General features: G+C 60.9%; 19 protein-coding genes and 2 pseudogenes. 7 read left to right on the top strand and 14 right to left on the bottom strand.

Annotated features, from left to right (window positions below):
- Position 1: 1 nt before the first annotated feature.
- From yeiP to HB634_RS22845, 5 genes and pseudogenes are all read right to left on the bottom strand, one after another.
- Entirely contained in the window at positions 2–568 is a 567-nt protein-coding gene (gene yeiP / locus HB634_RS09465) for an elongation factor P-like protein YeiP (RefSeq protein ID WP_063572938.1), read from the bottom strand.
- Positions 569–612: 44 nt separating this feature from the next.
- Positions 613–1,380 carry an SDR family NAD(P)-dependent oxidoreductase gene (locus HB634_RS09460; RefSeq protein ID WP_213948388.1) on the bottom strand — a complete coding sequence of 256 codons (768 nt, stop codon included), beginning with the start codon at positions 1,378–1,380 and terminating at the stop codon, positions 613–615.
- Positions 1,381–1,590: 210 nt separating this feature from the next.
- A complete protein-coding gene (locus tag HB634_RS09455) occupies positions 1,591–2,160 on the bottom strand; it encodes a GNAT family N-acetyltransferase (protein WP_213948387.1) in 570 nt (189 codons plus the stop codon).
- Entirely contained in the window at positions 2,157–2,492 is a 336-nt protein-coding gene (locus tag HB634_RS09450; RefSeq protein ID WP_269447999.1) for a GNAT family N-acetyltransferase, read from the bottom strand. The genes HB634_RS09455 and HB634_RS09450 overlap by 4 nt, the downstream gene beginning before the upstream one ends.
- Positions 2,493–2,642: 150 nt before the next feature.
- Positions 2,643–3,128, bottom strand: a pseudogene (locus tag HB634_RS22845) (GNAT family N-acetyltransferase); the annotation flags it as partial.
- A 347-nt stretch (positions 3,129–3,475) separates the two neighbouring features.
- On the opposite strand from HB634_RS22845, the gene HB634_RS09445 reads away from it, so the two are divergent.
- Both HB634_RS09445 and HB634_RS09440 read left to right on the top strand, forming a co-directional pair.
- Positions 3,476–3,757 (top strand): hypothetical protein, encoded by a 282-nt coding sequence (locus HB634_RS09445; RefSeq protein ID WP_213948386.1) that lies wholly within the window; start codon positions 3,476–3,478, stop codon positions 3,755–3,757.
- A gap of 1,180 nt (positions 3,758–4,937) precedes the next feature.
- Complete coding sequence (locus HB634_RS09440; RefSeq protein WP_213948385.1) at positions 4,938–6,488, top strand: recombinase family protein; 1,551 nt, start codon at positions 4,938–4,940, stop codon at positions 6,486–6,488.
- Between the two features lie 896 nt (positions 6,489–7,384).
- On the opposite strand, the gene HB634_RS09435 is transcribed toward HB634_RS09440, so the two are convergent.
- Positions 7,385–7,654 carry a hypothetical protein gene (locus HB634_RS09435; protein ID WP_213948384.1) on the bottom strand — a complete coding sequence of 90 codons (270 nt, stop codon included), beginning with the start codon at positions 7,652–7,654 and terminating at the stop codon, positions 7,385–7,387.
- Positions 7,655–7,748: 94 nt separating this feature from the next.
- On the opposite strand from HB634_RS09435, the gene HB634_RS09430 reads away from it, so the two are divergent.
- Complete coding sequence (locus tag HB634_RS09430) at positions 7,749–8,117, top strand: Arc family DNA-binding protein (RefSeq protein WP_213948383.1); 369 nt, start codon at positions 7,749–7,751, stop codon at positions 8,115–8,117.
- A 419-nt stretch (positions 8,118–8,536) separates the two neighbouring features.
- Positions 8,537–8,812: a hypothetical protein gene (locus tag HB634_RS09425; RefSeq protein ID WP_213948382.1), complete on the top strand. Its 276-nt coding sequence runs from the start codon at positions 8,537–8,539 to the stop codon at positions 8,810–8,812.
- On the opposite strand, the gene HB634_RS09420 is transcribed toward HB634_RS09425, so the two are convergent.
- Entirely contained in the window at positions 8,809–9,258 is a 450-nt protein-coding gene (locus tag HB634_RS09420) for a tyrosine-type recombinase/integrase (RefSeq protein WP_345777482.1), read from the bottom strand. The genes HB634_RS09425 and HB634_RS09420 overlap by 4 nt on opposite strands.
- 48 nt (positions 9,259–9,306) lie before the next feature.
- Positions 9,307–9,501, bottom strand: coding sequence for a hypothetical protein (locus tag HB634_RS09415; RefSeq protein ID WP_213948381.1), 195 nt, complete (start codon positions 9,499–9,501; stop codon positions 9,307–9,309).
- Between the two features lie 963 nt (positions 9,502–10,464).
- Between HB634_RS09415 and HB634_RS09410 the strand changes: the two genes are divergently transcribed.
- Positions 10,465–11,673 carry an AAA family ATPase gene (locus HB634_RS09410; protein WP_213948380.1) on the top strand — a complete coding sequence of 403 codons (1,209 nt, stop codon included), beginning with the start codon at positions 10,465–10,467 and terminating at the stop codon, positions 11,671–11,673.
- Positions 11,674–11,885: 212 nt separating this feature from the next.
- Complete coding sequence (locus HB634_RS09405; protein WP_213948379.1) at positions 11,886–12,401, top strand: hypothetical protein; 516 nt, start codon at positions 11,886–11,888, stop codon at positions 12,399–12,401.
- Positions 12,402–12,615: 214 nt separating this feature from the next.
- Here the strand turns inward: HB634_RS09405 and HB634_RS09400 are convergent.
- From HB634_RS09400 to HB634_RS09380, 5 genes and pseudogenes are all read right to left on the bottom strand, one after another.
- Positions 12,616–12,954 (bottom strand): annotated as a pseudogene (locus HB634_RS09400) (hydroxymethylglutaryl-CoA lyase); the annotation flags it as partial.
- Between the two features lie 58 nt (positions 12,955–13,012).
- A complete protein-coding gene (locus HB634_RS09395; RefSeq protein ID WP_213948378.1) occupies positions 13,013–13,600 on the bottom strand; it encodes a hypothetical protein in 588 nt (195 codons plus the stop codon).
- Positions 13,601–13,665: 65 nt separating this feature from the next.
- Positions 13,666–14,070 (bottom strand): hypothetical protein, encoded by a 405-nt coding sequence (locus tag HB634_RS09390; RefSeq protein ID WP_213948377.1) that lies wholly within the window; start codon positions 14,068–14,070, stop codon positions 13,666–13,668.
- Between the two features lie 159 nt (positions 14,071–14,229).
- The gene (locus tag HB634_RS09385; RefSeq protein WP_213948376.1) at positions 14,230–15,129 is read right to left on the bottom strand and encodes a hydroxymethylglutaryl-CoA lyase; all 900 of its coding nucleotides are present in this window, start codon (positions 15,127–15,129) and stop codon (positions 14,230–14,232) included.
- 11 nt (positions 15,130–15,140) lie between these two features.
- The gene (locus HB634_RS09380) at positions 15,141–17,135 is read right to left on the bottom strand and encodes a biotin carboxylase N-terminal domain-containing protein (protein WP_213948375.1); all 1,995 of its coding nucleotides are present in this window, start codon (positions 17,133–17,135) and stop codon (positions 15,141–15,143) included.
- 190 nt (positions 17,136–17,325) lie between these two features.
- Here HB634_RS09380 and HB634_RS09375 point away from each other — a divergent pair, with 190 nt between their 5' ends.
- On the top strand, positions 17,326–17,808 hold the full coding sequence (locus HB634_RS09375; protein ID WP_159895319.1) for a peptidylprolyl isomerase: 483 nt from the start codon (positions 17,326–17,328) through the stop codon (positions 17,806–17,808).
- A gap of 115 nt (positions 17,809–17,923) precedes the next feature.
- Here the strand turns inward: HB634_RS09375 and HB634_RS09370 are convergent, their stop codons facing one another.
- A complete protein-coding gene (locus HB634_RS09370) occupies positions 17,924–18,991 on the bottom strand; it encodes a phospholipase A (RefSeq protein WP_063574089.1) in 1,068 nt (355 codons plus the stop codon).
- Between the last annotated feature and the right edge of the window lie 101 nt (positions 18,992–19,092).

Here is a 19,092-nt window from a genome sequence, read left to right as displayed (position 1 = left end):
ATCACGAAGCGCGGCCCGCAAACTCGCCGGTAAGCGTATTCACCGTCACCTTCTCTCCGTTGGTGATGTATTCGGGGACCTGCACTTCGATGCCGGTCTGCAGCTTGGCCGGCTTATTGCGCTTGGTGGCGCTGGAGCCCTTCAGCTCCGGAGCCGTATCGATCACGGACAGGACGACCGACGTCGGAACCTGCAGGCCGACCGGTGCTTCGTCGATCACCTGCACGTAGTAGCCCTCAATATCTTCTACGACATAGCCGGCGTTCTCGCCGACCACATCGGGACCGAGCGTGTACTGGGTGTAGTCCTCGTCGTCCATGAAGACGAAGTTGTCGCCGTCCATGTACGAGAATTTTGCCTGGCGGCGCTCGAGGCTGACCTCCTTCAGGTCGTCTTCGGCGCGAAGGCTCAGGTCGAACTTGCGCTGGCCCGGGATCGAGTACAGCGTGAACCGGAAGGTCACGTTGCCGCCGCGCGCCGAGGGCGAGCTGCGTTCGATATCGCGGACCTGGTACACGGTGCCGTCGTGCTCGACGACATTACCTTTCTTCACATCAGATGCTTTCATGGCGTTCGACTTCGATGTCTTTGGAGTGGATTGCGCGGGAGCGATTATTTCGGGGCGAGGCGGACGGCGCCGTCAAGACGGATCGTTTCGCCGTTGAGATAGCGGCTGTTGATGATGAAGGCCACGGTGTCGGCGAATTCCTCCGGGCGACCAAGGCGCGACGGGAAGGGAATCGAGGCGGACAGAGACTCCTGCACGGCTGGCGGCATGCCGTCGACCATGGGCGTCCAGAAGATGCCCGGCGCGATGGTGTTCACGCGGATGCCGAAGCGCGCCAGTTCGCGAGCCATAGGGAGCGTCATGCCGACGACGCCTCCCTTGGAGGCGGAGTAGGCGGCCTGGCCGATCTGGCCTTCATAGGCGGCGACCGAGGCCGTGTTGATGATCACGCCACGCTCGCCGTCTTCACCGGCGGCATTGGCCTGGATGAGCTGCGCAGCGGCCTTGGCCACGTTGAAGCTGCCTACCAGGTTCACCATGACCGTGCCCGAGAAGGTGGACAGGGGCATCGGGCCTTCCTTGCCGAGCACGCGGCCGGCGCCGAGGATGCCGGCGCAGTTGACCACGACATTGAGGCCACCCATCGCGGCCTGCGCAGCGGCGACATTGGCCGTCACGCCTTCCTCGGAGGTGACGTCGGTGCGCTGGAAGCTCGCGTTCTTGCCGAGGGCGGCGACGGCCGCATGGCCCTTTTCTTCGTTCACGTCGAAGAGGGCGACCTTCGCGCCCGCGGCGACGAGGCGCTGCGCGACGGCGTGGCCGAGACCGGATGCGCCGCCGGTGATGACGGCCCTGACCTGTTCGAGCTGCATGAATACTCCGCTGGTACGACTGGCAAAGAAGCCAATCTTAGCCGAGGGGCCACCCGGCCGGCTTGCCGCGCCGCGGCAGGGAGGGCTCCGCTCCTGTGGCGAGCCCGAATAGTGTGGGAGCCGCTTCAGCGGCGATCCCGCGGCAGCGGGCCAGGCTACGGCCAGAACGCATCGCCGCTGAAGCGGCTCCCACAGGGCGTCCCCGAAAGTTCAGAGGTCTTTGAGGAACCGATCGACAGCCCCGGAGGCGGCCAGCTCCGCAAACGGAATCACCGCCACCGGCGGCGTCTCGGGCTCCGACAGGAACAGGCTCCACACTCCCACGTCCCACCACTGCCCCAGCTTGTAGCCGGCCTTCGGCCAGATGCCGGCAGGCGCGAAACCCATCGCCTCGTGCATCGCCACGCTGGTGTCGCCGGGCAGGGTGATCACGCCCACGGCCTGGTTGATGCCCTGCAGGCGCATGGCGCCAAGCACAGCGCCGTAGAGCCGTCGGGCGATGCCACGGCGGCGGGCCTTTTCGTCCACGTAGATCGAGGTCTCGGCGATCCAGTCGTAGGCCGCGCGCTCGCGAAAGCGTCCGCCGTACGCATAGGCGAGCACGGCGCCGTCTTCTTCCCAGACGAGCCAGGGGTGAGTGGCCAGACGTGTAAGGATGCGGCCGCGCATGGCGTCTTCGCCGGGCAGCTCGGTCTCGAAGGTGATCGCGCTGGTCTCGACGATGGGTGCGTAAATGGCGTGGCAGGCGGCGGCGTGTGCCCCGGTGGCGATGCGGATCAAAGCGGTTTTTCCATGAAGATGCTGGCGGGATGGGCGTGATGATCGCCGAAGGGCGGGCAGCGGCGATAGCCGGAGCGCTCGTAGAGTTCGATCGACTCGGTCTGCGCCGTGCCGGTTTCCAGCTTCACCTTCGTCCCGCCTGCGGCACGTACCTGGGCCTCGAGCGCTTCCAGCATTTCCTTGCCCAGCCCCATGCCGCGGCACGCTGGCACGACATACATGTACTTCAGTTCCACGTAATCGCCGTGGTCCACACCTGCACCGCATGCCAGCGGCGTTCCATCGACGCGCGCCGTCATGAAGGTCACGTGGGGTTGCCGCAGGCTTTCCACGCCCACGTGGTAGGGCAGGGGCTGGTGATAGAGGTCGGAGAGGTAGCCGTGCAATTGCTCGATCAAGGGCAGCACGTCCTCGCGGCCCGGGTCGTCGATCGCGAACAACAGGGTCGGCGGCTCCGGCGCCACGATCAGGTCGCCGTCGTTGAGATGACGCAGGAAAAAGCGATCGCAGCTGAAATGGCCGGTGCCGCCCATCGGCGCATCGATGCGCGCAAAACCATGACGCAGGTAAAGCACCTGCGCCGCGTCCATGCCGGTCAGCGTTTCCAGGTAGATGCGCTGAAAGCCCGCGCGGCGCGCTGCATCCAGGCAGCGGCGCATGAGCCGTGAGGCCGCGCCGATGCCGCGTGCCTTGGGTAAGAAGTACATCTTGCGAAGCTCGCAGGTATCGTCGTCGCCGCCTTCCAGTGGGGCGATGCCTGCGCCGCCGATCGCATGGCCGTCCTTTTCGACAACGAAGTAGGCATGGCGCGGCCGTGCGTAGGCGGCGGAAAGTGCACCCACTTCGGGGTCATGGATAGCGAACCCGGGGCCGTCGGCGCCGAATTCAGGCATGACGTTACGGATCACGGCGGCCATGTCGGCATCGTCGCGGGTTTCAATGGGGCGGATCATGTAATCGGTGCGCATGACCTGATCGTGCCACGGAAAGCCCCGTTGCGGAATCACGGAAATTCCTCGCCGGGATGCGGCCTTGGATTTCCGGTGCCGATACGAACCAGCGATTCATCGGGGGGCCACCAGTAGCCTCTTGCCACAATCATGTGTGCCACGGAAGCCTTGAAACGTGCCGACGCTCTCGCATGCCAAGAGACTCAGAGTGAACAGCAGGAAGATCATCAAACGGAAAGAAACACGCATCCGGAGTGGCGCTGAGTTTCGACCACTCAGGGTCACGACATCTGACGGCACAAGAACTAAAGCGAGTGAACGGGAGTCAACATCTCAAGGCTTTAGAGAATGGTTAGAATTCGTGTATGGATAGAAATGAAGAATCGATACTGGCCATTGCGGAGATTCTTCGCGATTCGGCTGCTATGAATGACGCAGCGCTTGCCGGGGACTTCGATGAGGCGAGATTTCGGGCAAAGCTGATCGTGGGCAAAGCCGACGCAGCAGGCCATTCGGATCTCGTGCGGGCAGGCGCGCATCTGATGTATACCTTGGGCCCGATGGGTACGCCCCCGCATTCTGGATACGGCGCGGGAATGTTACGGATCGCCAATGAGTTGGATCGCATTGGCTTCACTCCCCTCTAGGCCTATCGTGTTCGTGTATTGCTCGATGTGGCTATCGGTGCATCGACTCTGAGTGGTAGCTGGTAAAGGCTTGCTCATCGTTCATGCCGCTCGTACCCGCGCTGGCCGGCCGCATGCAAGGCCGCCAACTCCCTTGGGTGATCCCAAGACAACCACCGAGTCAATTCACCGTCCGACAGCAGCTTGGCGACCATTCTCGCGAGCATGACGCCTTCGAGAACTGCGAAGGCTTCCGCATTTCCGTTCTCCGGTAACGAGCCCGATGCGCTCTCCATCCCCGCATTGGTACGACGGTTTGGTTGCTTGCGATAGATCTACAGCCACCTGGGTTTCGTTGCTAACAAAGACCTCAACTATGTGGACGTGAGATATCGCCTGCAGGATTTGCGGGTGGAACTGATAGCGCAGGTAAACGGCACAGTTTTCGTCCAACGGCGTAATGGTGGTGACAGAGGGCATGCAGCTGCGTGTCGATGATGGCTGGACCGTGTCGATCACGGTGGTGCAGGCATCGTTCTACCGCAACCGTAGCCGCTGGTACGTCCGGCAGCGACCGGAGGATGCCGATATCGTGGTTTTTGCCCGCATGTCAGGGGGTGGCACCGCCATTGAGGCTTTCGTTTTCGCGCCTCGGGTCGTTCGTGGGGCACATCCAAAGAAATTGTCGCCGAGCGGCTTTCCGGACGTCGTTGCTTACACCTTCTCCCTGACGACGTTGGCGCAGTTGGGGCACCCAAGCCCGCTGCCTTCGGCTGGACACACCACCGATGACGACACAAATGACCTTTCGAGGGCTCTCGCTGAAACGGCGGGAGCGTACCGCAGGCACATGATCCGGGTGCACGGAGCTTCGGAGGCCTTGCTATGCGCTTCCAGGGCAGTTGCCGCCGTCCTGGCAGCGCAGCCAGGGACACGAGGGCGTCCATACGGCGAGTGATTCCACGCCCCACGTTGGGCATGATCGTGCTTCGAGGCCAGGGTTGCATCCCTAATGGCGCACGCGCCGCCAGTGGAATAGCTCGCACGCCACCATCCGGCTGCGCTGGCCGTGTTCCAGGCCGCCGCCGAACTCGACGGGGTGCATGGGGAACTGTTTCACGGCTGAGACAGGGTTTCCGCACGACTTAAGTCGGCCTACAGTCGGCAGGTCTCCCGTTGATCGCTGTACGGTGCCATGCCCGTGTCTACCCGACCAGTGCCCGGTTCCAGTGCCCTGCCGGTCTTTGTCGCCGCGTACATGCGCATGTCCACGGACATGCAACAGTACTCCCTTGCAAATCAAAAGGCCGCCATCGCTGCTTATGCAGCCGATCACCTCATGTCGATTGTCCGCGAGTACCGGGACGAAGGCCGCAGCGGCCTGACGATAGAGCATCGCCCGGGCTTGACTGCCCTCATGGAAGACATTCGATCGGGGCGAGCGGCCTTCGAAGCGGTGCTGGTACTCGACGTTTCCCGGTGGGGCCGGTTCCAGAACACCGACGAACGTGCTTTCTATGAGTTCATGTGCTGGCGGGCAGGGGTCCAGGTTTTGTACGTCGGCGAGTCTTTTGAAAACGACCAAAGCCCGTTCTCGCTAGTCTTCAAAGGTATCAAGAGGGCCATGGCTGCCGAATACAGCCGGGAGCTTTCCGCTAAGGTTTCAGCGGGGCAGCGCCGCCTGGCAAGGATGGGATATCGACAGGGTGCGATTGCAGGCTATGGCTTGCGACGGCTTCTCGTCAGCGCTGATGGAGAGGCAAAGTTTTTGCTTGCCGATGGTGACCGCAAGAGCCTAGCGTCTGACAGAATCATTCTTGTGCCGGGCCCACCTGAGGAAGTGAGGATGGTCCGCTGGATATTTGAGCAATACCTGGATGGAAACGGCTGCAGCGAGATTGCGCGTCAGCTAAACCGCAAGGGTGTCCTGACCCATCGCGGCAAGTGCTGGGTCTATGCCACCGTACGGACGATTCTCGATAGTGAAAAGTACGCAGGCCGGGCCGTTTACTGCCGGTCGAGCAAGAAGCTTGCCGGCCGGTTAACCCAGAATCCGGAGACCGAATGGGTTCGGAAGGATGATGCTTACGAGCCGCTGGTCTCGACTGAAATGTTCAACGCGGTGCAGATCCGCCGCGTGTCGATGCGCCGACATCTGACAAACGTCGAATTGCTCGACCGCGTGCGTTGCCTTTATCGGGAGCGAGGTCGCCTGACCGCGCCCCTGATCGATGCAGATCCTCGCCTGCTATCAAGCCAGGTCTTGGCCCGCCGATTCGGTGGACTCACTGCATTGTATCGATTGGTTGGTTTCACACCGCTCAGACACGCGAGATATGCCGACATTCGCCTCTGGCTTAGTCGGTGGCGCGAGAGCCTGACTGACTTCGCTGCAGAGCTCCTGGAGGACAGCGGATCGATCGTCCAGCGGGAGGGATGGCAGTTGAAGGTCGATGGTGCGTGGACATTGTCATTTGTCGTTGTTCACGGATCTAGGCCAGCCGGCAATATGCAGCAGTGGTTCAACCACCGGAAGGCCGAAGATACAGATATCGTGGTCTTCGCTCGCTCGGTCTACGGCGAACCCGGGCCAATGGACTATTTCGTCCTTCCCAAGGTCCTGTTCCCTGAGTTTCCCAATTGCTTCTACACCCGAAACAAACCGATGCTTGAGAGTTGCCGATATGGATCTTTATCCATCCTTCGGGATCTCGCCCGGTTGTCCCGGATGGAATCGCAGCTGTGTGGATAAGCCACACAGAGCGGGCATGGATTCGGCGGCACGAAGCGCTGCTCTTGGCTACGGAGGCGGCCAAGGCGGAGGCCCGGTTCCACAAGGTAACAAAGGCGTTGACTGCTCTCTTTGCGGACACCAGAGCTGCCCCTTTGCTCACGCGTCACGGGTTGTGCCGGGTTGCCCTTGGACGATCCTCACGTCTTCCGGAGAGTGGAACGGCTGATGGTCTGGCGGTGCTCGAAGGTGTGGTGCTTGCCGCGTTGATTGCGAGGATCTTGTCCGACGGGGATCTGACCCGCTGGTTGTCCTGCCACCATCCAAGAGAACTCGCAGCTCTGCATGCGGCGTGCCGTTAAGAGCGGCAAGCCCAAGTCGGCATTAATGCCGACCTTCAGCTCGTCGCCGGACATTAGCAAGTTTCAGCCCGAGTATGCGGACCGCGCTAGGATTCGCTCGACCGAAGATAGCAAGCTACTGCCAGAATGGACTGTGACTCCTCGTACTTATTGCCCAGTCCGGGGACGCAGCTGGAGGTTGGCCTGGAACTTCCGCGGCAAATTTCGCGGGCATCTTCGATCAGCTTTAGTGGCGACGGCGCTGACGCTGACGCGAGAGAATCCGGATCAGAGCGTCCGTCGCGGGGCGCTTCACCCCCGACGGGCAGAAGAAGGAGTTTTTCGCTTCGTAGCTCTCTACAGGGCATGCTGTTGCTTCTTACCACTAGAGGCATGGTAGACACTTCGCCTTGGCGCATTTGTACTGCTGTGACTCATTGCGTCGGCGAGCCCACGGAACGCAACTGCTCAAAAAAATGTCGATTCATTTCTGCATCGTTAGCGATCGCAGCGAGAGACCAGAACGCACCGATCATGACGTGCGCAATTTCTACGCATTGCGAACGATTCACGCGCTTACGCGACTTGCGTGGGTCCGCCACCGTGTAGGAAATCATCGGCTCCTCGCGAAGTCCCGGTCATTTCCTTAATGACGGTGCTTGAGACGAGCATTCGCCTCGATCCAACCTTGTTGAGCTTTACGTAACCGCGAATATCTGAGGCGGAAACTTTGCTGCCGGTGTGCTCGCTTACGATCCGGGCAACGGTCGCATCAGTGAAATGCTCGCGAAGCGTAGTGATGCGTCCGTAGTTTACCTCGCGAAAAATCGGGCTGTGCAGGGCCATCTATTCCACTCCTTTATGCGTGCAAGCAAATTCAAGCACATTGCTATATCAGCACGCGTGCACCACCCTGTCAAGCACTTTGCTATAATTAAGTATGAAAGCCGAATCTCAAGTCAACTTCCGGATGCCCACTGAACTCCGCGACCAGCTTCAGCAAAGCGCTGAGGTCTCTGGGCGCACGCTTACTGCCGAGATCGTTTCGCGCTTGACGTCGAGCATCGCAATGTCTGCTAGCGACGCTACGTGGCGAAGCGGAGCACAATTTCTTCAGGCTGCCGAACTGGCTGCGTTGTTCGGGGAGCGAATCGACGAGCTTCAGAAAAAGCACGGCAGTGAGCCCATATGGAGCTGGCCTGATCATGCCCGGGGTGAGTATGAGACGTTATTGGTGGCTCGCAAAAAACTATGGGACTCGCGCGAGCAGTTGCGTAGAGAGCTGCTCGATTCTTTAGCCTCGTTGTAGTTCGACGGACTTACATAAGGAAAGGATGCTCGCCGCAAAGCCGAACGAAGCATCGCTAGAGCGCGCGAAGAACCTCTCAAGTTAGACGAAGTACTACTTATATCGAGGTCGCATACTCACGCGATCGCTCAAGGGGCACTGTACTGTGAGGAAATCGGGCACCGAGCGGGCACGGAGCAGTTCTTCCAGACGAAAGAAAGACTTGCTACAGAGCAAGTCTTTGAATAAATGGTGGCTCGGGACGGAATCGAACCGCCGACACGGGGATTTTCAGTTCGATGCCCAGTTTTACGTAAGTCATTGAAAGCCGCCGTAATCTAGTTCATTTTCTGCTAAAAACAAACACTTCCCTATGCGCCAAAAAACCCCATAAGGTGTGGGTAGGGACCGGGGTTTTTAGCAAACATAGGAGGTTGATCATGGCTCTGTACGTCATCAGTTATGACCTGCACAAGGTCCGCATATACACGCCGCTCATCAAGGCATTGAGGGATGCTGGCGCGATCGAGGCGCTTGAGTCGTTTTGGCTCGCCAACCTCGGCCAGACAGCGATTGAGGTGAGGGACAACGTTCTCTCCTGGCTAGATCCCGATGACAGTGTTGTCGTGCTGGAGCTCAAGATGGGCTCAGGTTGGGCGACGCATCTTCCGCGGCCGCCAGCGGTCGGGTGGCTCCGAGGCTACGTTGCGCCCTAACGCGCGGGCTTGACCATAAGTGGCTTCCGGTCGTAGACGCGGGAATGCGTTTTCTGGTCGAGATGGCCTAGCAGTTGCCAGTCGTCTCCGTCGGTCCCTGCCTTCGCGCGGAGATCGTGGAACGTGAAGCTCGGGAGATCAGGGTGCTCCTTGAGCGCCTGGTCTCGAGCTCGGCTCCACATCGTCCGGAATCCGGCCTCGGTATAAGGCGTCCCACGCGTGGTGGCCAGCCAGAAGCCGTCGAAGCTGGCGACCTTGTGCGCCGTTAGCTGGTAGGCCAGGCGGATACCGGGCGACCATGGGAAGTGGAGCGCCTTCTTTGTCCGACCCTTCGTCTTGCTCGGCTTGCACGTGAGTCCAGCGTCAGTGAATTCGGACCGCTTCAGGCGCAGGATATCGCCCTGGCGCAGTCCCGTGGACACCGCAAGGATAATTGCCGCCTGCAGCTGCCGGGTCGCGTACCGCAGGATGATACTGACGTGCTCGGTCGACGTTTATTGGTCCCGCGGCCGCGTCACCGCGCGCTTCAGGTTGGCCGCCGGGTTCGACGTGACCATGCCGCGCTCGATCGCGATCTTGAAGGCCCCCAGCAGGTTGGTGCGCTCAAGGTTGAATTGCGTCGGCGACTGGCTGGCGCGGACATCCCGCCACTTCACCAGGATGGACACATCGACATCGAGGATCCGCACGGCACCGAACACCTGGCGCAGCTTGTCGATGTGCTTTGATGGCTCAGGTATCCCTTGACCAAGCCTCGCGGTGAATGCTGGCCCGTCATTGGTCCGGCGATCACGCCCTGAGACGGGTGCACGTTACCCTGCCTCGATGGCACTCGTCTGGAAACCACCAAGCGTACCCGGCGCGGCGATATTCGCTGTGTGGGACGGCACAACCTTCGGCTACGTGACAGAAACGGCTTTTGCAGACGGACGCTGGCGTGTGTCCATCTTTCTTCGCGGTACAGACGATAGGCAGAGCATCGGCGCCTACGTCAGGTCCGAGGCCCAAGGGAAGAAGTACGTGGAAGCCTGGGCCCGAATCAACCACGCCCGGATCGTGCCGGCGCAGGGCGTCTGGTGATGCCCCATGAGGGCATCAAGCCCAGGAAGCCTAAGGGCTCGGACGAGCGCTCGTAATCAGCCCAGAGCCGCGGCCTGCGCCGACGATCCGGCTTCATAGCGATCGCGATCACACCCAGGGCAGTCCCGCCGGCACCATCCATATCGAGAAGGCACGTTGGGGCAATAGCCGCCGTGCTTGGGGCAAACGAGCCATTCGGTTGCCAGGCGGCTTTCTGCTGCCCGTGCGCTCTGCGCAGCCCGCCTGTTGCCCATCAGCGCCGACCCACGAATCGACCCGAGGGCGACATCGGGAAGCAGGAGGGGCAGGGCTTGCCAACGGCGTAGCGAAGACTATGGCGAGCGAAGAAGCGAAAGCCGCGACCGGCATCCGAGGAGGATCGGCTCAGTTCCTGGCGCTGCTCGCGCATGTCGCGCGCAATGCGTTGGAAGGAATCTATCCCGAAAGGATCCATCAGTGTCGTCTCACAGCCAGCGACCAGCGATCACGCATCTACTTGGAGCTTTTAACAGGTTAGTTGACACATATGCATCAATACTTATAACTTATGCGTTAAGTATCGGAGCTTAAGCATGCAAAACGAATACATGGAACGATTGGTCGCGCTGGGTGAAGCGTTTACCCCGGGCTCGCCGGTCAACAATCAGGACCTGTTTTCAGGGCGCATCGAGCAGATCCAGAAGATTCTCGGCGGCGTCACCCAGCGCGGGTATCACGTCGTTCTGTACGGCGAACGAGGTGTCGGCAAGACGTCCCTGGCGAACTTCACCTCGCGCATCTATAGCAACAGCCCCGGCGTTCTCATTGCCAAGGTCACCTGCGATGCGGGTGATAACTTCACTTCCATTTGGAAGAAAGCCTTCAAGGAGATCACGTATACGACTCCAAAGGCCGGCATCGGCTTCTCCCCGACGCCAGAAGCGACGGTGGCGGCTCTTTCTGATTTCCTGCCGGACGTCACAAACCCCGATGACGTTCGACGCATGCTGGCCTCGCTGGCGGCCGATAAGACGGTACTTATCATCCTCGACGAGTACGACCGGATCATCGATAAGCTGACGTCGACCTTGATTTCGGACACGATCAAGGTCCTCTCGGACAACGGAACGAATGCGACTCTGATGTTGATCGGTGTGGCGGACTCGGTGAGCGACCTGATCGAGGGGCATCAGTCGATTGAGCGGGCCCTTGTTCAGATCCCGATGCCGCGGATGTCGAATGAAGAGATCGGACAGATCATCGACAAGGGGGCTGGGGTCCTGAAGATGCATGTAGCCCCGGCAGCCAGATCGATGATCGTCAAGTTGTCCCAAGGCGTGCCGTACGTTGCTCACCTTCTTGGCCTGCACTGCTTCAAGTCGGCGATCGCCGCCGGGTCGAGCAGTGTCAGCACCGATAACGTGAAGCTCGGCATATCCGCTTCTCTCGATCAGTGGCACGCGTCCATTAAGAAAACCTATTACGACGCGACCAAGAGCCCCCAGCCGGGCAACATTTACCGCGAAGTCCTTTTGGCGTGCGCACTCAGCGACGTCGACGAACTCGGGTACTTCACCGCAGCGAACGTGCGCACGCCTCTTCGTGACATCACGGGTCGTGAGTATGAGATCCCGAACTTCGCCGCACATCTCAAGCAGTTCAGTGAGGAGCAGCGAGGCCATGTGCTCGCCCGGGAGGGCACGCAGCGCCGGTGGCGATACCGGTTCACCAGTCCGATGATGCGTCCGTACATCATCATGAAGGGTCACACCGACGGCCTCTGGGATCACGACGGCGTCTGAAGAGTCGGGTATTCGGCCCGCCTAATAGCCATGGGCGGGTCTTTTTCACACATCAATTTACACAACAGGCAAAAGAAAAGGGCCTGCATCACTGCAAGCCCTTTCAAGGCCTGGCGCCCGAAGTTGGACTCGAACCAACGACCCCCGATTAACAGTCAAGTGCTCTATCGGATAGGCTGCGCCATGGCCCATGGGAGGGCGCAGTTATGACCTTGGCGAAGTGGGGAAGAACGTCGCCGTACGGGATGCTCCGGTTTGCATACGACTACCGGGTCGCTGCAGGCGTGGTGCACGCCTCGCCGCTCTTTGCCCATGCATCGATGCCCGCCTACTCCCTCATGGGGCAGGCTATAGAACTGGCACTCAAGTCTTTTCTGAGGGCGCGTGGGGTCGAGATGACCTATCTCAGCCGGAAGGTGGGACATGATCTGTCCCGAGCCCTGCAGGAAGCCAGGGCGCTGAGCCTGCACCGGTTGATCCAGCTTCACGACTTTGAGATGCACTCGATCGATCTGTTGTCCTATCCGTACAGGGGGCATCGCTTTCGATACATCGTCAACGGTTCGCTGACGTTGCCCAATTGGGACTTCCTTGATCTCTCGGCGCACCTGCTCATTGATGGACTTCACGACTTCGCGATCCGCTCGACGTTCGGTCGTGACGAAGGTCGATCGATGCTCAGCAAGCGCGCGCGATACTTCCACGTGCCAAAGCCGAAGAAGCTGTGAGTTTTTAGCAATAGGGATAGTTTTTACCAGAGGCGCTTTTGCGAAGGTCTGCAAGCGTTGGTAAATGGTGGCTCGGGACGGAATCGAACGCCGACACGGGGATTTTCAATCCCCTGCTCACCCATGTGCCTTCGCACAACCGCGAGTCGGGCCCGCAAAGATGTCACCGAGCGATCCTCATAGTCGGTGCCGCTGTCGCAACTATGGGGATGTCTCACACTGCCGTGCGCGTTCGGGTGACGCGGCTGGCCGTATCCTTGCCCAACTGCGCAGCAAGCCACGCACCGGTCTCGACCAACCCATCGAGATCCACTCCTGTAGTCATGCCCATGCGATGGAGCATGTAGACGACATCCGCACTGGCTACATTGCCCGTTGCGCCTTTCGCGTACGGGCAACCACCCGTCCCCGACACGGCGCTGTCGACCACGCGGACCCCTTCTTCCAGGCAGGACAGGATGCTGGCCAGCGCCTGCCCGTAAGCGTCATGAAAATGGACGGCTAGGGCGCTCATCGGCACCCCGCTGGCCACGGCGCGCAATGATTCATATGCTGGCTAACGCTGGAATTAAGCAGCGGCGAAGCCGTCCGCTTTGAATGAATTGTTAGGTTTACACGCCATGATTGCTGTCTCTTGCGTACGGGGCAATTGCCAGACTGGCTGCGTCGCTAAACCTAGAAGCCAGTATGGGCAATGAGGTGCAGAAGAACGCGATAAACCATAGCCAACCAATCATGTTGCCTAGCTTGACGGTAACGATTGTGCCGGTGATGCCGACAACAACAGAAATTATTGCCAAGCGCCCACACGCGCGATTGATGGAATCGATGTCTGTTATGCGATTTGCTCGTCCACCACTCAGACTCTTGTCTCTCGACTCTTTGATCTGCAGACTATTCTTACGCGTGGTCCAGAACGCAGTTAGCGATGCAGCTATGCATATGCCAAAAAGGGCAAGGGCTGTGGCTCGATTGCTATTCGAAGCTGCCAAAGACGCAAGAAATCCCGCTGCACCGCCGAATAGCATGATTACGGTTTTAACAACGCCATCTGCTGCCGCCTTTTTATGAGCGATTCGCGCACTCTCGGGTAGGTAGATATTGATAACCAAGTTGGCGAAGTACGTCGCGATCAGTACGAGTACAACGATACCAAGAGTCAACGCCTTGGCTGTATCTGTTTCAATGAAGTTAGCCATAAGCTCCCCTGTGAGCCTAACGCTGGAGTTAAGCGGCAGCGAAGCCGTCCGCCTTGAACGAATGGTTATGCCTTGCCGAGAACTTGAGTCCGGTAAGCGACCCAAGCACTTTGACCGGATGCCGGTTCGTTGGACTGCTCAAGGAACTCACCGCTACCACCGTCCAAGGCTTGCCAACCATTTTGAATACACAGGGTAACGATAAGAGGGACGACTTGCTCCGATGCGCGGACATGGAGCATGAAGCCGTCGTTTGGCTCGGACTTGCCCATGTTGAACTCGATCGAGCCACCAAGGGAATCATAGTTGCCCCAAGTCGGATCGCTCCAATCGGTGCCGTGAAACACCTCAGAAATGGCAGCTCGCACCTCGGCTTGCGAGCCAAGAGGAACACAACGCTCGTCGTTGGGAATTTGTTGAAGCGAGGTGTAGACGCGACTGAAGCGTTGAATGCTTATGTCCCAACTCACGACGATTCTCCCTTTGAGGCATAACGCTGGAGGTAAGCGGCGGCGAAGCCATCCGCCTTGAACGAATAGTTAGAACTCTTGCGAACGTGCCCAAGAGAGCTTTCAGCCGGGTTGCCTATCCGCACATGAAGCCGAAAGCTACCGGATTATGGGAATCTTTCAAACTGCCGTGCGTGCTCGGGTGACGCGGCTGGCCGTATCCTTGCCCAACTGACCAGCAAGCCACGCCCCGGTCTCGACCAACCGATCGAGATCCACTCCCGTAGTCATGCCCATGCCATGGAGCATGTACACCACGTCTTCGCTAGCGACATTGCCGGTCGCGCCCTTGGCGTACGGACAACCGCCGGTACCGGAGACCGCGCTGTCGACCACGCGGACGCCTTCTTCCAGGCAGGACAGGATGTTGGCCAGCGCCTGCCCGTAAGTGTCATGGAAATGGACGGCGAGGGCGCTCATCGGCACCTCGCTGGCCACGGCGCGCAGCATGTCGCGTGCCTTGGCTGGCGTACCGACGCCGATCGTGTCACCGAGCGAAATCTCATGGCAGCCGAGCTCGTGCAGGCGCCGGGCCACACGCACCACGTCGGCGACGGCAACCTCGCCCTGATACGGGCAGCCGAGCACCGTGGAGACGTAACCGCGCACGGCAACGCCATCGGCGCGTGCCCGCTCCATGACGGGAACGAAGCGTTCGATGGACTCGTCGATGGATGCGTTGATGTTCTTGCGGTTGAATGCCTCGGACGCGGCTGTAAAGACCGCTACTTCCGTGGCACCCACCTCGCGGGCGCGCTCGTAGCCCTGCAGGTTCGGCACGAGCACCGGATAAACCACGCCGGGCGCCTTGCGAATGCCAAGGAAGACCTCGGCGGCATCGGCAAGCTGCGGCACCCACTTCGGGCTGACGAAGCTGGTTGCCTCGATCGTCGCCAATCCCGTTGCAGAGAGGCGGTCGATCAGCTCGATCTTCACCGCGGCGGCGAGCATGGCCTTCTCGTTCTGCAAGCCGTCACGGGGACCGACTTCGACGATACGTACGTGGTTCGATGCGTTCATGGACATCCCGTTCAGGCCGGTTCGGCGAAGCGGACGAGGATCGCGTCGGCGTCCACAAAATCACCTTGTGCGGCGGATATCGATTCGATGGTGCCGGCACGCGGTGCCTTCAAGGCGAGCTCCATCTTCATCGCTTCCATCACCAGCAGTTCCTGACCTTCCTCGACCACGTCGCCGACGGCGGCGCGGACCAGGACGATGCGTCCCGGCATCGGTGCGGCGAGATGACGGGCAGCCGCGCCTTTGGCGCCGGCCCATGCGAAGGCGGGGGCGCGCTCGAAGTTCCAGCGACGACCGGCTTCGTCGTGCACGCGGATCCGAACGCCAAGCAGGCCAAGTGGCAGACGCCGTGCCTGGCCGTCGAAACGTGCCGAAAGCACGCCACTGCCCAGCCGCGCGCCAGCCACCGTGCAGGAGGCGTCGCCGCTGCGAAGGTCATAGTCGCCACCATGGCCGTGCGCGTCGATCTCGTGGCGCACGTTACCTTCCATCAGGGCGACGACGCGCTTGCCCGAATGACCGATGCGCCATGCGTCGGCACTGGCCCACGGCGAATGCGGGTCGGCTGCGGCGCCTTGCTGCGCCAGTTCGTCGGCCATCAGCACGGCGGTCGCCGCGGCGAACAGCTCGGTGCTGCCCGCGACGCTGTCTGCGGTGAGGAATTCCTCAAGGTGGCGATCGAGATAGCCCGTGTCGATGCGACCCTCGACCACAGCCGGATGACGTGCAAGCCGCTCGAGGAATCCAACGTTGGATTTCGGTCCGATGATGTCGATGACGGCCAAGGCTTCGCGCAGCCGCTCGAGTGCCTGCTCGCGATTTCGGTCGTGGACGATGAGTTTGGCGATCATCGGGTCGTAGAAAATCGTTACGGTGTCGCCGGCGATCACGCCACCGTCGAGACGGACATGGCGCGAAGGCGTCGGCAGGTTGAGCGACTGCAGGCGGCCGGAGCCCGGCAGGAAATTCGCTTCCGGGTCTTCGGCGTAAAGGCGTACCTCGATGGCGTGGCCCTGGGCGTGAATATCCTGCTGGCCCAGCGGCAGCGGCTCACCCGCCGCCACACGTAGCTGCCATTCGACGAGGTCCAGGCCCAGGGTCTCCTCGGTGACCGGATGCTCGACCTGCAGGCGCGTATTCATCTCCATGAAGAAGAACTCGCCGTCCTGGGCCACGATGAACTCGACCGTGCCCGCGCCGACATAGTCCACTGCGCGGGCGGCGGCGACCGCTGCCGCACCCATGCGTTCGCGACGCGCTTCGTCGAGGAAGGGCGAAGGCGTCTCTTCGAGTACCTTCTGGTAGCGGCGCTGCGCCGAACACTCGCGCTCGTTGAGATGGATGATGTTGCCGTGGGTGTCACCGAACACCTGGAACTCGATGTGCCGCGGATGCTCCACATAACGCTCGAGGATGACGCGGGTGTCACCGAAAGCATTCGCCGCTTCGCGCTGGGCCGAGGCCAGTGCGTCGGCGAAGCCGGCGGCATCGCGGCAAATGCGCATGCCCTTGCCGCCGCCGCCGGACGCCGCCTTGATCATCAGGGGGAATCCCGTGCTGGCCGCTTCCTTCGCGAGCCGGTCCGGATCCTGGTCGGCGCCGTGGTAGCCGGGGACCAGCGGTACCGCGTGCGTCTCCATCAGCGCCTTCGCGGCCGCCTTGGAACCCATGGCGTCGATGCTTTCCGGGCGCGGGCCGATGAAGGCGATCCCGGCCGTGGCGCAGGCACGCGCGAAATCGGTGTTTTCAGAGAGGAAGCCGTACCCGGGGTGGATCGCCTGGGCACCGGTTTTCAGGGCCACCTCGATGATCGCGTCGCCACGCAGGTAGGACTCGGCGGGGCGCGGGCCACCGATGGGCCACGCTTCGTCGGCCAGGCGTACGTGCTGGGCATCGGCGTCGGCCGTGGAATACACGGCCACGGTGCGGATGCCCAGGCGCCGGCAGGTCCGGATCACGCGGCAGGCGATCTCGCCACGGTTGGCGATCAGAATGCAGTCGAACATGCGGCTCCCGGTGGGGCGTCGAAAGGGGAAGGGAAAGGCGGGAAAACTAGCAGATTACGCGGTAGCGGCGGGTTGCGCCGCAGCATCGCGAAGGCCCCGTGATTTGCAGTCAGGCGGCCGGTCGCCTAGCCTTGAGGGCCCCCAAGGTCGCCCACACGTCCTTTCTTTACTCTTCATAGCGAGAATTTTCATGCAGATTGCCAACCGCCATGCCGTTTCCTTCCATTACACGCTGACCGACGACCAGGGCAACGTCATCGACAGCTCGGATGGCCGCGAGCCGCTGGCCTATATCCACGGCGAAGGCCACATCGTGCCGGGTCTGGAAAAGGCGCTGGAAGGTCGGTCGGTCGGCGATCAGTTCAAGGTCGACGTGAGCCCCGAGGAAGGCTACGGCGTGCGCCACGACGAGCTGGTCCAGGTGGTTCCCAAAGCCGCGTTCCAGGGCGTGGAAGACCTGCAGCCGGGCATGCAGTTCCAGGGTCGTAACGACCAGGGCAGCATCAACGTGACCGTGTCCAAGATCGAAGGCGACAACGTCACCGTCGACGGCAACCATCCGCTTGCCGGCCAGACGCTGCACTTCGCCGTCGAGATCACCGGCGTGCGCGATGCCAGCGAGGAAGAGCTCGCCCACGGCCATATCCACGGTGAGGGTGGTCACCACCACTAAGCGGCGTTTTCCGGCTGCTGGCTCGTTGTAGGAGCCGATTCATCGGCGAATGGGTGCTCGTCGCACCCTGGCCCGCTGCCGCGGGATCGCCGATGAATCGGCTCCTACATTTTTATCAATACCAGTCGAGTAGCGAGACGCCGATGCCGAGGTAGGTCGCCTTGTGGTTGTAGTCGATCAGGCTTTCGCCGTAGCCGTTGAACACCTCGAGGTAGCCGCGCAGGTTGTGAACCACCGGGAAGCTCCAGGTGCCGCGCAGCGAACCGTGGGAGCGATCGCCTGTTCGGAACGAATGGCGGGCGGTCAGCGCGAACTCGTTGGCCCCCATCTCGTGGACGACCTGAACTTCCCCGCGCCCCATGTAGTCCTGGATGTTGGGGTTATCGTCTTCCTTGCCGCCCTCGGGAATGCGCCACCACGGCCGCAGATTCACCACCCAGTTCTCCCGCTCGAAGCCGAAGTCGGCTACCACCCGGTTCCAGCTGCGTGACAGCGGATCGGCGCGGCCGTTGGACTGATGGTTCAGCCCGATGTCGGCCATCCGTCCGTTCCAGCCGAAGATGTTGTAGTTGGTGTTGAACACCAGCAACGCCTCGGGCTCGTAGTTCGTTTCACGGAACGGGCGCGAGTTTTCCTTGTTGTAGACCTGCCAGCGCGACGACTGGGTATAACCGACCCACAGGTCGCCGTTGTCGCCGAAGATGTTTTCCCAGACTTTGGTTTTCAGGCTTATCTGGAATTTCGCCTCGACATTCTGCAATTCCTGCGGCTCGGTCACGGTGTGGTCCGGCGCTGGACTGGACGGTGTCTTGTTCTGCTTGGTCGTGCCGAAGAACGGCAGCGCATAGGTGGGCTTGTAGCCACGCAGGTTGAATGTGCCGAGTTTGCTGTCGGGCGAGAGCTCCCAACGGCTATCGAGGAGGGAGACGGGGCGAGCGACGTCGTTCGAGTTGCGCGTGGCCAGATCCACGCTCACCGATTCGCCCTTCTCGTCTTTCTTCTTCGCAGCCTGTGGAAGCTTGTCGCGTCCTGTGGCCTTGTCGTAGCAGAGCAGGCGCTGCGCATCGGTCTCGATGGCCGAGCATGCCCGGATATCGATGGGGCTCGGATTTTGCGCGAAGGCGAGGCCTGCGTGTAGGCATGCATAGACGCTCAGGGCGCCTGCGGCATGGAATCGCTTCATGTGGTGTCACTCCCTGCATACCGGATACGGCACGGCGAGCGGGGAGTGTAGCCGCCACGAATGTGTGAATAACGTGCATTGCTGTCGTTAATCGCAAGAAA

Source organism: Luteibacter sp. dw_328, assembly GCF_018449605.1.
Taxonomy (GTDB): domain Bacteria; phylum Pseudomonadota; class Gammaproteobacteria; order Xanthomonadales; family Rhodanobacteraceae; genus Luteibacter.
Note: the sequence above shows the minus strand (reverse complement) of the source record. Positions and strands in the feature narration are given on the sequence as shown.